This window comes from Polaromonas sp. P3_B1 (assembly GCF_056402935.1).
Genome location: NZ_JBFUGK010000064.1, coordinates 1 through 13824 on the forward strand (window position 1 = coordinate 1; position 13824 = coordinate 13824).

At 64.5% G+C, this 13824-nt stretch carries 15 protein-coding genes; 14 read left to right on the forward strand and 1 reads right to left on the reverse strand.

Features of this window, described 5'->3' with window-relative positions; genetic code table 11:
* Nucleotides 1–244: 244 nt before the first annotated feature.
* Nucleotides 245–1057: an IclR family transcriptional regulator domain-containing protein gene (locus AC1DXS_RS24020; RefSeq protein WP_477739952.1), complete on the reverse strand. Its 813-nt coding sequence runs from the start codon at nt 1055–1057 to the stop codon at nt 245–247.
* Between the two features lie 167 nt (nt 1058–1224).
* Between AC1DXS_RS24020 and AC1DXS_RS24025 the strand changes: the two genes are divergently transcribed.
* The 14 genes from AC1DXS_RS24025 (at nt 1225) to arfB (ending at nt 13317) form a co-directional block, all read left to right on the forward strand.
* The gene (locus tag AC1DXS_RS24025; RefSeq protein ID WP_477739953.1) at nt 1225–2187 is read left to right on the forward strand and encodes a shikimate dehydrogenase family protein; all 963 of its coding nucleotides are present in this window, start codon (nt 1225–1227) and stop codon (nt 2185–2187) included.
* A gap of 58 nt (nt 2188–2245) precedes the next feature.
* Nucleotides 2246–3478 (forward strand): ABC transporter substrate-binding protein, encoded by a 1233-nt coding sequence (locus AC1DXS_RS24030; RefSeq protein WP_477739954.1) that lies wholly within the window; start codon nt 2246–2248, stop codon nt 3476–3478.
* A gap of 112 nt (nt 3479–3590) precedes the next feature.
* On the forward strand, nt 3591–4466 hold the full coding sequence (locus tag AC1DXS_RS24035; RefSeq protein WP_477739955.1) for a branched-chain amino acid ABC transporter permease: 876 nt from the start codon (nt 3591–3593) through the stop codon (nt 4464–4466).
* On the forward strand, nt 4463–5470 hold the full coding sequence (locus AC1DXS_RS24040) for a branched-chain amino acid ABC transporter permease (protein ID WP_477739956.1): 1008 nt from the start codon (nt 4463–4465) through the stop codon (nt 5468–5470). Before AC1DXS_RS24035 ends, AC1DXS_RS24040 begins: the two co-directional genes overlap by 4 nt.
* Nucleotides 5467–6225: an ABC transporter ATP-binding protein gene (locus AC1DXS_RS24045; RefSeq protein WP_477739957.1), complete on the forward strand. Its 759-nt coding sequence runs from the start codon at nt 5467–5469 to the stop codon at nt 6223–6225. Before AC1DXS_RS24040 ends, AC1DXS_RS24045 begins: the two co-directional genes overlap by 4 nt.
* 2 nt (nt 6226–6227) lie before the next feature.
* Nucleotides 6228–6977 (forward strand): ABC transporter ATP-binding protein, encoded by a 750-nt coding sequence (locus AC1DXS_RS24050; protein ID WP_477739958.1) that lies wholly within the window; start codon nt 6228–6230, stop codon nt 6975–6977.
* A 42-nt stretch (nt 6978–7019) separates the two neighbouring features.
* A complete protein-coding gene (locus AC1DXS_RS24055) occupies nt 7020–7919 on the forward strand; it encodes a 4-hydroxyphenylpyruvate dioxygenase (RefSeq protein ID WP_477739959.1) in 900 nt (299 codons plus the stop codon).
* Between the two features lie 13 nt (nt 7920–7932).
* Complete coding sequence (locus AC1DXS_RS24060) at nt 7933–8826, forward strand: sugar phosphate isomerase/epimerase family protein (RefSeq protein WP_477739960.1); 894 nt, start codon at nt 7933–7935, stop codon at nt 8824–8826.
* 61 nt (nt 8827–8887) lie between these two features.
* Nucleotides 8888–10120, forward strand: a complete 1233-nt coding sequence (pcaB, locus tag AC1DXS_RS24065; RefSeq protein WP_477739961.1) for a 3-carboxy-cis,cis-muconate cycloisomerase — start codon at nt 8888–8890, stop codon at nt 10118–10120.
* On the forward strand, nt 10117–10518 hold the full coding sequence (locus AC1DXS_RS24070; RefSeq protein WP_477739962.1) for a carboxymuconolactone decarboxylase family protein: 402 nt from the start codon (nt 10117–10119) through the stop codon (nt 10516–10518). The genes pcaB and AC1DXS_RS24070 overlap by 4 nt, the downstream gene beginning before the upstream one ends.
* A complete protein-coding gene (locus AC1DXS_RS24075; RefSeq protein ID WP_477739963.1) occupies nt 10515–11297 on the forward strand; it encodes an alpha/beta fold hydrolase in 783 nt (260 codons plus the stop codon). Before AC1DXS_RS24070 ends, AC1DXS_RS24075 begins: the two co-directional genes overlap by 4 nt.
* Before the next feature lies 1 nt (nt 11298).
* On the forward strand, nt 11299–12402 hold the full coding sequence (locus AC1DXS_RS24080) for a Gfo/Idh/MocA family protein (protein ID WP_477739964.1): 1104 nt from the start codon (nt 11299–11301) through the stop codon (nt 12400–12402).
* 21 nt (nt 12403–12423) lie between these two features.
* The gene (aroQ, locus tag AC1DXS_RS24085; RefSeq protein WP_477739965.1) at nt 12424–12873 is read left to right on the forward strand and encodes a type II 3-dehydroquinate dehydratase; all 450 of its coding nucleotides are present in this window, start codon (nt 12424–12426) and stop codon (nt 12871–12873) included.
* Nucleotides 12874–12903: 30 nt separating this feature from the next.
* Nucleotides 12904–13317 (forward strand): alternative ribosome rescue aminoacyl-tRNA hydrolase ArfB, encoded by a 414-nt coding sequence (arfB, locus tag AC1DXS_RS24090; RefSeq protein WP_477739966.1) that lies wholly within the window; start codon nt 12904–12906, stop codon nt 13315–13317.
* The last annotated feature ends 507 nt before the right edge of the window (nt 13318–13824 follow it).

Genomic DNA, 13824 nt, shown 5'->3' on the forward strand with positions numbered 1-13824 from the left:
AGGCGAGTTGTTTTTGACCCCGCTTGGCTCGAGCACCGCAGGTTGCCCGTAGCGAAGCGCAGGGACCCAGACTGCGGGTCGCCTTTTCTTTGCTTACGTTCTTTTGGCGAAGCAAAAGAAAGTAAGTCGCCCGCCGGGGCGAGACCCGGCCAGCAACCCTCAGCAGAGTAAAGAGGAGGATGAAGAGGAAGAGCGCGAAGGCCGGAGCAAGACCCGGCCTCACTCCCGACCAGCGACCGGAAAGCTAAATCAAGTTCCTCATCGCCTGCGCCGTCTCGCGCAAGACAGACAAAACCCTCCCCCCCGCCTCCTCACTCGACTCATGCCCCATGGGCATGGTCACACTGAGCGCCCCCACCACGTCGCCGTGCCGGTCGCGCAAGGGCACGGCGATACCGCGGTAATTCAACTCCAGCTGCTGCTCGGAAATCGCCCAGCCTTGCGCCCGCACACGGGCCAGTTCTATCCTCAGCCGGTCCTTGCTGGCGATGGTGTAGGAGGTGTAGGCCTTGAGCTCATGGCTGGCCAGCCATTTTTCGAGCCAGGCGGGCTCGCGCATGGACAGCATCAACATGCCTGCCGCCGTGACCTGGGCCTGCACGCGCGAGCCCAGCACGTAGCCGGTGTTCATCGCGCGGCTGGAGCCGTTTCGCGCGATGTAGACGATGTCGTCGCCGTCCATCACGCTGACATACGCGCTCTCCTGGGTGCCGGCGGTCACGCGCTGCAAAAAAGGCTGGACGATGCGCGGCAGCCGGGCCGACTCCAGATACGACTGCCCCAGCCTGAGCACGCGGGGCGTGAGCCAGAACAGCTTGCCGTCGCTGGCCACATAACCCAGATGTTCCAGTGTCAGCAGATAGCGGCGCGCCGCGGTGCGTGTCATGCCGCAGCGCACGCCGGCCTGGCTGGCTGTCAGGCGCGGGTTGGCGTCGTCAAAACATTCAATGATGCCCAGGCCTTTTTCGAGGCCGGCGATCCAGTCGCGCTTGTCGAGCGCGGGCGGGCTGGGCGCCTGCAGGGCGTCGGGCTCTTGGGAAGCGCTGGGGGTGTTCATAGGTCTAACCCTTGTTTCGGTCGATTGTCGATCATTATTGATCGATGATCGCGCAAATATCAAGGATATTCCTTTGAAGTAGCCTTATCGGCCTATAAAGTTCAGGCCATCAAGCGCTGATTAATCGATCATCGAACGGATCAGCGAATTACAAGGCGAACTTCGACATGCTTCCAACCGTCCAGGGCAATACCGACGTCTACCTGATTCCCGGCGATCCGGTGGAGCAGGTCCGGGCGCCGGATGTTTTCAACCTGATCTTCAGAACCCTGGGCATCAATGCCGTGCTGGTGCCCGTGCATGTGGCGGCCGGCGACATCGAGACCTTTGTACGCACGGCCTTTCTGGCAAAGAACATCAAGGGCATGTTCCTGGCCATTCCCCACAAGTCGCTGGTGATGGGCCTGCTGTCGCACTGCAACGACTACGGCCGCGTGGCCGGGGCCGTCAACGGTATACGCCGCAACCCTGACGGAAGCCTCGAAGGCGGGCTGTTCGACGGCAAGGGTTTTGTGTCTTCGCTCGATTACTTCGGCGTGGCCTATGCCGGCAAGCGCGTGCTGGTGCTGGGCGCCGGCGGCGGCGCATCGGCGATTGCCGCCTCGCTGGCGATCGCCGGCAACCGCGCCCCGGCCGAAATCGCACTCTACGACCCGGTGCCCGGCAAGGCCCAGGCCATTGCGGCGCACATCGGCTCAGCGCCGCAGGCCGCGGGCACGCGTGTGCTGGCCGCTGCCGGCAGCGATCCTTCGGGCTACGACCTGGTCGTCAACGCCTCGCCCCTGGGCCTGCAGGCCGCAGACCCGCTGCCCTGCGACGTGTCGCGCCTGGCGCCGCATGCGGCCGTGGTCGACATCCTCATGAAAAACCAGCCGACGCCCCTGGTGCGCGCGGTGCGCGGCCGTGGCCTGGTGGCCCAGCCCGGTTTTGAGATGCTGATCCAGCAGGCGCCGGACTACCTGGAATTTTTCGGCTATGCCGAGGCCGCCGCAGCGGTGCGCCGCGACGCGACCTTTATCCGCGAGCATTTGTACCCGGCCGCGATGGCGGGTGAAATCCGGCGCATCCCGGCGGGCGGCCGGGCGACGGTTTCCGGGGCGCATGCGAGTGCGCCGTTGGCCGCCCTTTGATGGTCTTTTGTCTATTGCCATTTGGGACCGCATTGATTTTTAACCAGAGGAGACAAGCATGCAAAAACGATTCACCCTTCAACTGATCGCGGCCTGCGCGCTGGCCATGGCCGGCACCGCCAGCTTCGCACAAGACGTGATCAAGATCGCCAACATCGTGGAACTGTCCGGCGGCGGCGCCACGGCGGGTACCAACTTCAAGAACGGCGTGGAACTCGCCGTCAAGGAAATCAACGCCAACGGCGGCATCCTGGGCAAAAAAATCCAGACCACCACCACCGACACGCAAAGCAACCCCGGCGTGGCCAAGGGCCTGACGCAAAAAGCCATTGACGACAATGTCTTTGCCATCTTCGGCCCGGTGTTCTCCGGCTCCATCATGGTCAGCATGGCCGAGTCGCGACGCGCCGAAGTGCCCAACTTCACCGGCGGTGAAGCGGCCAGCATCACCGAGCAGGGCAATCCCTATGTGTTCCGCACGAGCTTTACGCAAGCGACCGCCATGCCCAAGGTGGCGCGCTACATCAGCGAGCAGGCCAAGCTCAAGAGCATTGCCGTCATCTATGTGAACAACGACTTCGGCAAAGGCGGCATGGACTCGATCCGCAAGGCCCTGGCCAACTCGCCGACCAAGATCCTCGCTGAAATCTCCACCGAACCGGGCCAGGTCGACTTCTCGGCCGCCGTGCTGCGCGCCAAGCAAAGCAACGCGGACGGTGTGTTCGCCTATTCGAACGAGGAAGAGTCGGCGCGCCTGCTGCGCGAGCTGCGCAAGCAGGGCTGGACCAAGCCCATCATCGGCGAGACCACGCTGACCGGCCAGAAAGTGATCGAGCTGGCCGGCGAAGCCGCCAACGGCGCGATCGCCCACGTGGGCCTGACGGTGGACGCCCCCGTGCCCGCCATCCGCGCCTTCAAGGCCAAGTTCGAGAAAGAGTACAAGTACATCTCCGACCACAACGGCATGAAAGGCTACTCCGGCGTCTACGTGCTCAAAGCCGCGATTGAAAGGGCCGGCAAGCTGGACCGCAAGGCCGTCGCCGAAGCCATGAAGGGCCTGAAGGTCAACACCGACAAGTACCCCGGCGCGCTGATGTACACCGAGTTCGACAACAAGGGCGACCTGGACCGCATGAGCTTTATGGTCGAAGTCAAAAACGGCAAGCAGGAAGTCATCGACATGGTGCCGCCCTTGGGCCTGGCCACCCGCGACGTGAGCAAGGCCATACCGCTGGCGTCCGCCGCACCCGTACCCAAACCGGCTGCCTCCAAGCCGGCCGCCAAGAAGTGACGTAACCCCAGGCCGGCCACGCGGGGCCGGCCGCCGGTGAGGCAGGGCGCAAGCCCCGCCCACCGGAACCTCCGCTGACGACAACCGGCTTTCTCCACCATCGGACTTCTCCATGACGGACTTTCTCCAACTCTTTTTCTCGGGCCTGGCCACCGGCAGCATTTATGCGCTGGCGGCCCTGGGCTTTACCCTGCTGTGGCAGGCCTCGGGAACCATCAACTTCGCCCAGGGCGAATTTGTCATGCTGCCGGCTTTCATGATGCTGGCCTTTATTTCGCTGGGCGCACCCATGCTGGTGAGCTTCGTTCTGGCGGTGCTGCTGGCCGTGCTGCTGCTGGGCTGGGTCTTCAAGCGCGGCGTGGTGGATCCGCTCTTCAAATACGGGATGATGCCCATCGTCGTGGCCACCATCGGCCTGTCGATCGCCCTGCGCAACGGCGTGCGCGCCGGCTACAGCGCCGAAGCCCATCCCTTCCCCAGCCTGTTCGCCGACAAGCTGTTCAACATCGCCGGGGTGACCATCACCCTGCAGGACATAGGCACTTTCACGCTGGCCATGGTCATCGTCATGGCGACGCAGGCCTTCCTCGCCAAAACCGTGACGGGCCGCGCCATGCAGGCGGTGGCGCAAAACACCGAGAGCGCCTCGGTGCTGGGCATCAATGTGCCGCGCATGATTTTTTACACCTTCGCCATCAACGCCGTGCTGGCGGTGGCGGCGGCCATGCTGGTCACGCCCACCTACCTCGCCAAGTTCGACATGGGCGAGGGCCTGGGCACCAAGGCATTTTTCGCCGCCATCATCGGCGGCTTCAACAACTCGCGCGGCGCATTGCTGGGCGGCCTGATTGTGGGAGTCTGCGAAAACCTCGCTTCGGCCTACATCTCGCCCGCCTACAAGGATGCCGTCGCGCTGGTGATTTTCATGGTTGTGATTCTCTTCAAGCCGCAAGGCCTGCTGGGTAAAAAAGAGGAGCGCAAGGTATGAAGCTCGCCGAGAACAAATTCGCCCTGGCACTGGGTGTGCTGGCGACCCTGCTGGTGCTGGTCGTGCCCCAGTTCCTCAAGAACTACGGCATCTACCTGCTGACCTACTGGCTGGTGTTCATCATCGCCACCATGGGCCTGAACCTCACGGTCGGCTACGCGGGCCAGAAATCGCTGGGCCATGCGGCCTTCTTCGGCATAGGCGCGTACACCGTGGCCATCCTGATGAAAGCCGGCGTCAGCTTCTGGCTGGGCCTGCCGGCCGCCGCGCTGATCTGCTTCGCCGTCGGCCTGGTCCTGGGCTTTCCGGCGCTGCGGGTGCAGGCGATTTACCTGGCTTTTGCCACGCTGGGCTTCAACACCGCGGTCTGGCTGGTGATGCGCAACGAGGAGTGGCTCACGGGCGGCACCTTCGGCATCAACAACATCGCGCGGCCCTCGCTGTTCGGCTATTCGCTCGAAGGCAACCTGGCCTATTACTACTTCGTGCTCGCGGTCACCGTGATGATGGCCGGCCTGCTATGGGGCCTGCTGCGCTCGCCCTGGGGCAAGGCCTTCACGGCGCTGCGCGACAACCCGATACGCGCCGAAAGCCTGGGCATCAACATCCGCAACTACACGCTGCTGAGCTTTGCCATCGGTGCGGCTTATGCGGGCATCGCGGGTGCGCTGTTCGCCTCGCTGGTGCAGTTCATCGAGCCGGGCCCCTTCGCCGTGGCGGCATCCATCATGCTGTACCTGATGGTGGTCGTGGGCGGCGCGGGTTATTTCCTCGGCCCCGTCGTGGGCGCCGCTGTGGGTGTGGTGCTGCCGGAATGGCTGCGCGACGTGCCCCTGGTGTCCAACTGGTATTTGCCGATGTTCGGCGCCGCCGTGGTGCTGCTGATGGTCTGGTTGCCTGACGGTTTGCTCAGCATTCCCGACCGCATCAGGAGCAAGCGCGCAGCGCGGGAAGCATCACAGGCGCGCGCGGCAGCCGCCGGCCGCATCGGAGCCGCATCATGAGCAATGCATTGTTAAAAGTCACCGGGCTCAAGAAAGCCTATGGGGCCATCCAGGCCGTGGGCGGCGTGTCCTTTGAAGTCATGCCCGGCGAAATCTTCGGCGTGATCGGCCCCAACGGCTCGGGCAAGACCACCATGTTCAACAGCGTGCTGGGACAGATCACACCCAATGAGGGTGCTATCGAACTCAACGGCCAGAACATCACCGGGCTGTCACCGCTCGAATTGAGCCGCCGCGGCGTGGGCCGCACCTTCCAGACCCTGCAGGTCTTCGGCAAGATGACGGTGCGCGACAACCTCATCGTGGCTGCGCAGGAGCACAAGGGCAGCATGTTCAGCCGCATGTTCGCACCCGGCGATTCGGGCCTGGGCGACAAGGCCGACGCGCTGATCGACCAGTTCCGCATACGCCATGTGGCCGACAAGCAGGCCGGCACCCTGAGCTACGGCCAGCAGAAACTGGTGGACATCGCCATGGCCTTTATGGCCGAGCCCGACCTGGTGCTGCTCGACGAACCCTGCGCCGGCGTGAACCCCAGCCTGGTGGGCGGGATCTCTTCGCTGCTCAAGGAACTCAACCAGAACCCCAAGTTCGGCCGCAAGAGTTCTTTTGTGGTGATCGAGCACAACATGGATTTTGTGATGGACCTGTGCCACCGCATCATGGTGATGGTGGAGGGCAAAGTCATGGCCATCGGCACACCGGCCGAGATCCGCTCCAACAAAGAGGTGCTGGACGCCTATTTAGGAAATTGAAGATGAGCAGCAATATCTGCATCGAATTCGACGACGTGGTGGCGGGTTACAAGGATTTCATGATCCTCAACAACCTGTCCTTCAAGGTCAGGCGCGGCTCCATCACCTTGCTGCTGGGCCCCAACGGCGCGGGCAAATCAACAGTGCTCAAAACGCTGTTCGGCTTGCTCAAGCCGCGCCAGGGCCACATCCTGCTGGACGGCGAGGAGATCGCGGGCGCCAGCCAGAAAGAGCTGCTGGCCAAGGGCATTGCCTTTGTGCCGCAGGGCCGCAACCTGTTCGGGCAGCTCACGGTGTTCCAGAACCTGGAACTGGGCGGCATCACGCTGGGCACCAAGACCACCCACGAGCGCATTCCCGAGGTGCTGGAGTTCTTCCCGCGTGTGAAGGAGCGCCTGCATTCACAGGCTTCGGCGCTGTCGGGCGGCGAGCAGAAGCAACTTGAAATCGGCCGCGCGCTGCTGCTGCGCCCCAAGGTACTGCTGATCGACGAGCCCTCCATCGGCCTGTCTCCCATGGTGGTGCAGGACGTGTTCAAGCTGCTGCAAAAGCTGGCGGCCCAGGGCACGACAGTGCTGATGGTGGAGCAGAACGTCAAGAGCGCGCTCAAGATATCGGACGACGCCATCGCGCTGGAATCGGGCCAGCTGGTGCTGCACAAAAAAGCCTCCGAACTGCTGGCTGACCCGAACATCGAACGCCTCTTCCTGGGCGGCGGCCATGTGCCGGGCGCGTCCGTGAAAGCTGCTTGAACCGTGTGAAATTGTCTGGAACCACCTGACCCGGAGAACATCATGAGCAAGGCCACACAAGCCCCTGCCGACCGCGAAGCCATCCCCGAAGTCGCCAACCCGCTGGGCATGGACGGCATCGAGTTCATTGAATACACCACCTCCAAGCCGCAGGCCCTGGGCCAGGTGCTGGAGATGATGGGTTTCAGGCCTGTGGCGCGGCACCGCTCGCGCGAGGTCATGCTGTACCGACAGGGGGGCATGAACGTCATCGTCAACGCCCACATCCCCGCCATGCCCGACGGGGCCGCGCCCACCGACAAACCGGCGATCGCCGCCGTGGCGCTGCGCGTGCGGGATGCGGCTGAAGCCTACCGCCGCGCCCTGGAGCGCGGCGCCTGGGCCGTGCCTTCGCGCGTGGAGGTGATGGAGCTCAACATCCCCGCCATCCACGGCGTGGGCAAGAGCCGCATTTATTTTGTCGACCGCTACGAGACCTTTTCGATCTACGACGTGGACTTCGTGCCCATCCCGACGGTGGACCCGCATCCGCCCGCCGTGGCCGGCCTGCATTTTTTCGGTGTCGTGCAGTACATCGGCAACGATCGCACCGAGGACTGGGCCGAGTTCTACCGCGAGCTCTTCGGCTTCACCGACCTGCCCGACGACCAGCGCTTCGGCATATTGCCCAAGGGCCGCATTTTGCGCAGCCCCTGCCCTGCGGCCTCGCGCTTTTACCTGCAGCTGATAGAACCCGAAGCCAGCGTGCTGGACGTGGAGGGCGACGAGGCCCTGCAGCGCCTGGGCCTGGGCAGCCCCGACGTGCTGGCTTCGGTGGCCGAGCTCACGAAGCGCGGCGTGGAGTTCGTTGAATCGCGCGGCGTGCACACCGAGGACCGCGGCGCGCTCACGCGAACCTGGATGGGCAGCGTGAGCTTCGAGCTGGTCCACAACGAACGCTGAACGGCGGCATACCATGAGCCACTACAGCGGAAACATTGACGACTTCGGGATGGACACCATCTCGCTTGCGGGGCCGCTGGAGGCCAAGCTCAAGGCCGTGCGCGAAGCCGGCTTCACGCAGATCATGCTGGCAGCCAAGGACATTGTCGGCCACCCCGACGGCATGGAGGCGGCCGTCGCCGAGGTGCGCGCCAGCGGCCTGCGCGTCACGGGCTTTCAAGTGCTGCGCGATTTTGAAGGCCTGTCGGGCCACCTGCACGACTACAAGATGGACATCGCCAAGTCCATGCTGGGCATGTGCCACGCGCTGGACTGCCGGCTGCTGCTGGTGTGCTCGTCGACCTCGGTGCATGCCACGGGCGAGACCGCCGCGCTGGTCAAGGACTTGCGCAAGCTGGCCATGCTGGCGATCCCGATGAACATCAAGATCGCCTATGAGGCCTTGTCCTGGGGCCGCGTGGTCAACGAATTTCCGCAGGCCTGGGACATCATCTGCCAGGCCGACATGCCCAACCTGGGCCTGGGCTTCGACTCGTACCACATGTTCGCCACCAACACCTCGCTGGATGAACTCGACATCCTGGACCCGGACAAGATTTTCCTGGTGCAGCTGGCCGACTTCATGTGGACCGAGATCAAGTCGGTCGAGGAGCGCATCGCCACGGCCCGGCATTTCCGCGTGTTCCCGGGCGAAGGTGTGCACAGCGAGGCGCTGGCCACCCTCGTGACCCGGCTGCACGGCCTGGGCTACCGCGGCGACTACAGCTTCGAGGTGTTCAACGACGACTACCAGCAGATGCCCTTGCCCTCGGTGGCGGAGCGCGGCTGGCGCTCGGCCCTGTGGCTGGGTGAAGACGTGCTGCGCCGTTCAGTCCCCTTGCCCAACCAGATGCGTTTAAAGCGGTAAACGATGAGCGGTGAGCGGCGAGGCCTTATGCCGGGTTTGATTATTTTGAGAGTCGCATGGAATGAGCAGTATTTTTGAAGGTTTCCTCTCCACGCCCGAAGTCCTGGATGCGTTCAGCGAGCGCAACTTCCTCGATGCCATGCTGCGCTTCGAGGCCTCGCTGGCGCGCGCCCAGGCCAGCGCCGGCCTGATCCCCGAGGCCGCCGCGAAATCCATCATCGGCACCTGCAAGGTCGAGCTGTTCGACGTCGCCAAGATCGTGCGCGAAAGCGGGCGCGCCGGCAGCATCGCGATTCCGCTGGTCAAAAGCCTCAAGGAAACCGTGGCGCTCTTCAACAAGGACGCCGCGGGCTATGTGCATTTCGGCTCCACCTCGCAGGACGTCATCGACACCGCGCTGGCGCTGGTGACGCGCAATGCGCTGAACCTGGTGGAGGCCGATATCCGCAAGGCGGTGGCCGCGCTGCTGGTGCTGGCACGCCGCCATGCGGCCGACCCGGTGATGGCACGCACCCTGATGCAGCCGGCCTCGGTCACGAGCTTTGGTTTTAAATGCGCGGGCTGGGCCGCGCCGCTGGCGCGCAGCCTGCTGCGCCTGCGGGTCGCCGCCGACAACGCATTGGCCGTGCAACTGGGCGGCGCGGTGGGTACGCTGGCGCAAATGCAGGGCAAGGGCCCGCAAATCATTGCCCACATGGCGGCGGACTTGAAGCTCAAGGCCAGCGCCTTCCCCTGGCACACCCAGCGCGACGAATGGGTGGCACTGGGCTGTGAACTGGGCTTGCTGGTGGGCAGCCTGGGCAAGATCGCCAAGGACATCTCGCTGATGGGCCAGTACGAGATTGGCGAACTGGCCGAGCCGACCGAGCCCGGGCGCGGCGGTTCCTCGGCCATGCCGCACAAACGCAACCCGGTGGCCTGCATGGTGGCGCTGGCCGCCGCCGCACGCGCCCCGCAGCGCGTGGCCGCCCTGCTGGCAGCCATGCCTCAGGAGCACGAACGCGCGCTGGGCAACTGGCAGGCCGAATTGGCCGAGTGGCCTGGGCTGCTGATGTCGGCCCATGGTTCGGTGCGCGCCATGGCGCAGGCGCTGCCGGGCTTGCAGGTGGATACGAAGCGCATGCGCGCCAACCTGGACACCTTGCGCGCCGAACTACCGCAAGACGCGGCCGACGAATGGTTCAGCCCGGAACTGGCGGCGCAGGCCGCCGGCCAGGCACATGCCCAGGCCGATGCGCTGCAGGCGCTGGTTTCGCAAGCCGATGACAACAAACGAACAAAGGTGACCCCATGAACGACAACGAAAAGGGCATGGTCAACCGCCGGCGTGTGCTCGGCGATGCCTGGGTGGACAAGTCCATCGCCAAGAGCAATGCCTTCAACAGCGAGTTCCAGGACCTGATCACGCGCTATGCCTGGAATGAAATCTGGGGCCGGCCGGCGCTGGGCGACAAGACGCGCCGCCTCATGGTGCTGTCGACCATGATCGCGCTCAAGGCCTATGAAGAATTCACCATGCACGTTCGCGCCGCACTCGACGGCCCGCCCGAATCGCGGCTCACGCCCGACGAGATCAAGGAAGTCATTCTGCAGGCCGCCATCTACTGCGGCGTGCCCGCGGCCAACCATGCTTTCGCGCTGGCCGGCGAGATCCTGCGCGAAAAAGGCCTGCTGCCGGAAAGCCAAGCATGAAAAAAACCCATCTGCACTCAGTCAAGGAGGGCAACGGCCCCGTGGTGGTGCTCAGCCACGCGCTGGGCTGCGAGCTCGGCATGTGGGACGGCGTGGCCGCCGTGCTCAGGCAGCGCTACACGGTGCTGCGTTACGACCACCGCGGCCACGGCCGCTCGGAAGCCGTGGCGGGGCCGTACACCATCGACATGCTGGCCGACGATGCGGCGGGTTTTATCGCGGCGCAGGGCGGCGGCCCCGTGCATTTTGTGGGCCTGAGCATGGGGGGCATGACCGCGCAGGCGCTGGCCGCGAAGCACCCGCAACTGCTCAAGAGCATCACCGTCGCCAACGCCGCGATGTATTACGACGAAGCGGCGCGGGCCATGTGGGCGGCGCGCGTGCAAACGGTGCTGGCCCAGGGCGTGGGGGCGATTGCCGACGGCGCGCTGCAGCGCTGGTTCACGCCTGAGTTCCGCACCGATGAAGCAGGCGGCGGCAAGCAACGCGTGGCGGCGTTGCGAGAGCGGCTTGTGGAGACCGACGCGGCCGCCTATGCCGCGAGCTGCGAGGCGGTGGCCGGCATTGACTTTCGCGCCAGCAATGGCGGCATTCAGTGCCCCGCGCTGGTGATCGCCGGCACCCGCGACGAGGCCACGCCCGTCGCCATGTCCGAAGCGATTTGCAAAAGCATTCCGGGCGCCCAGCTTCAAACCTTGCCGGCCGCGCACCTGAGCGCGGTCGAGCAGCCGGCTGCCTTTGCCGCATTGCTGGAGCGCTTTTTCGAAAGCCAGAGCTGAGATGGCACAGCCAGCCGCGGCGGTGCTGGGCATTGCGGTCGCGGGCGCCGGTGTCATAGGCCGGCGGCATATCGAGCTCATCGAGGCCAGCCCGCGTACCCACTTGTGCGCCGTGGTGGACCCGCAACCGGCTTCGCGGGACTTGGCCGCCAGCCTGGGCGTGCCGCATTTTGAGAGCCTGGAGGCCCTGTTCGCTGGGCCAGCCGCGAGCCGGCCCCAGGGCGTGATCCTGGCCACGCCCAATCATTTGCATGTGCCCGGTGCGCTGGCTTGCGCGAGTCAGGGCGTGCCGGCGCTGATTGAAAAACCTGTGGCCGATTCGCTGGAGGCCGGCCTGCAACTGGCGGACGCGCTGGCCAAGCAATCCACACCCATGCTGGTGGGCCACCACAGGCGGCACAGCGGCACGCTGCAGGCGGCGCGGCGCGCCATTCAATCGGGCCTGCTGGGCCATGTGGTCACGGTGGCGGGCAGCGCGCAGTTCTACAAACCGGCCAGTTATTTCGAGCAAGGCGCCTGGCGTACGCAGGCCGGCGGCGGCCCCATCCTGATCAACCTGATCCACGAGATGGACAACCTGCGCTACCTGTGCGGCGAGCTGGAGTCGGTCCACGCCCTCGCGTCGAACGCGGTACGGCAGTTCGCGGTGGAAGACACGGCCGTGATGACGCTGAAATTCGCCAGCGGCGTGCTGGGCACGTTTACGCTCTCGGACACCGTGGCCTCGCCGCGCAGCTGGGAGCAGACCTCGGGCGAGAATGCAGCCTATGCGCGCTACGCCTCGCAAGACTGCTACTTTATTGCCGGCACACAGGGCTCGCTGGCCGTTCCCACCCTGCACTGCTGGACCCACAGCCTCGACAGCCGCGGCGAGCCCGGCTGGATGACGCCCTTCACCGAAAAAACCCTGGCCCTGGACGCGGTGGACCCGCTCGAGGCGCAACTGGACCATTTCTGCGATTTGATAGGCGGCAAGGCAGAGCCGATAATCACCGTCGCGGACGCCCTGCAAAGCCTGCTGGCCGTGGAAGCCGTGCGGCGCTCGATCGCCACCGGCGAAACCGTCATGCTGCGGGACCTCGCAGCCAACCCTCGTCAACCCTGAACCCCTGGAAAGACTTGCTTCATGAAAACAGCCCTGGTCCTCAACGGYCCCAACCTCAACCTGCTGGGCACCCGCGAGCCGGCCGTCTACGGCTCGCAGACGCTGGCCGACGTCGAGGCACTGTGCACCCAGGCCTGCAAAACCCACGGTTTCAAACTCGACTTCCGGCAAAGCAACCACGAAGGCGCACTGATCGATGCGATCCACGAGGCAGGCCGCGCACAGGCCGCCGGCACGCTGGCCGGCGTGGTCCTCAATGCCGGCGCCTACACGCATACCAGCGTTGCCCTGCACGACGCCATCAAGGGCGCGGGCGTGACGCTGATCGAACTGCACATCAGCAACGTGCATGCGCGCGAGGCTTTCCGCCACCACTCCTATATTTCCCCGGCCGCCAAGGCCGTCATGGCCGGTTTCGGCGTCAAGGGCTACGCCCTGGCCATCGCCGGTCTGGCCGAACTGGCCGGCTGAAGCGCCGCGCGCTGATTGATCGACCAGGGCATGGCCACGCCGCCGAAATTTCCGGTCGACGAGCGCGAGGTCGAGTTCAGCGCCATACGCGCCCAAGGCGCGGGCGGCCAGAACGTCAACAAGGTTTCCAGCGCGGTGCACCTGCGCTTTGACATCGCCGCATCCTCGCTGCCCGATGCCATCAAGGAGCGCCTGCTGGCCCTTTCCGACAGCCGCATCACGCAGGAAGGCGTGCTGGTGATCAAAGCGCAGCAACACCGCACGCAGGAGATGAACCGCGCCGATGCGCTGGCCCGGTTGCAGGAGGTGGTCGATGGCGTTTCCACGCCGCCGAAGGCGCGGCGGGCGACCAAGCCTACTTATGGGTCCAGGCAGCGGCGGCTGGAGAGCAAGAGTTTGAGGTCTGCTACGAAGGGGTTGAGGGGGAAAGTTCGGGATTCTTAGTCGGGTCTTGCGCCGACTGCGCGCTCTTCTCTCCCTCTCTCCTCTCTCTCTCTGCTCTCTTGCTGGTTTTTTTCTCTGCTGAGGGTTGTTGGCCGGGGGTTGCCCGGCGGCAACTCACTTTTCTTTTGCTTCGCCAAAAGAAAAGTAAGCAAAAGAAAAGGCGACCCTGGTGTCTGCGTCCCTTCGCTTCGCTACGGGCAGCCTGTGGTGCTCGGTCCAGACGGGGTCAAAAACAACTCGCCTTCGGCTCAAACACGTTTTTGCCCTTATCCGTCTGGACCTGCGCTCCTCGGCGCATACACAAGGGGCCCGGATACCGAACAGCAAAACAGCCGAAGGCAGAACCCCGAATACCGAAAACAACAAGGGCACGCCATGGCGTGCCCTTGTTTGTATTTGGTATTTGTCTTCGTATTGGTTTTCTTTATTTGGACTTCCCCGTCCTGGCTGGGCCGAGGAGCGCAGAGACAAGCGGATCAGGGCAAAWACGTGTTTGAGCGAAGCGAG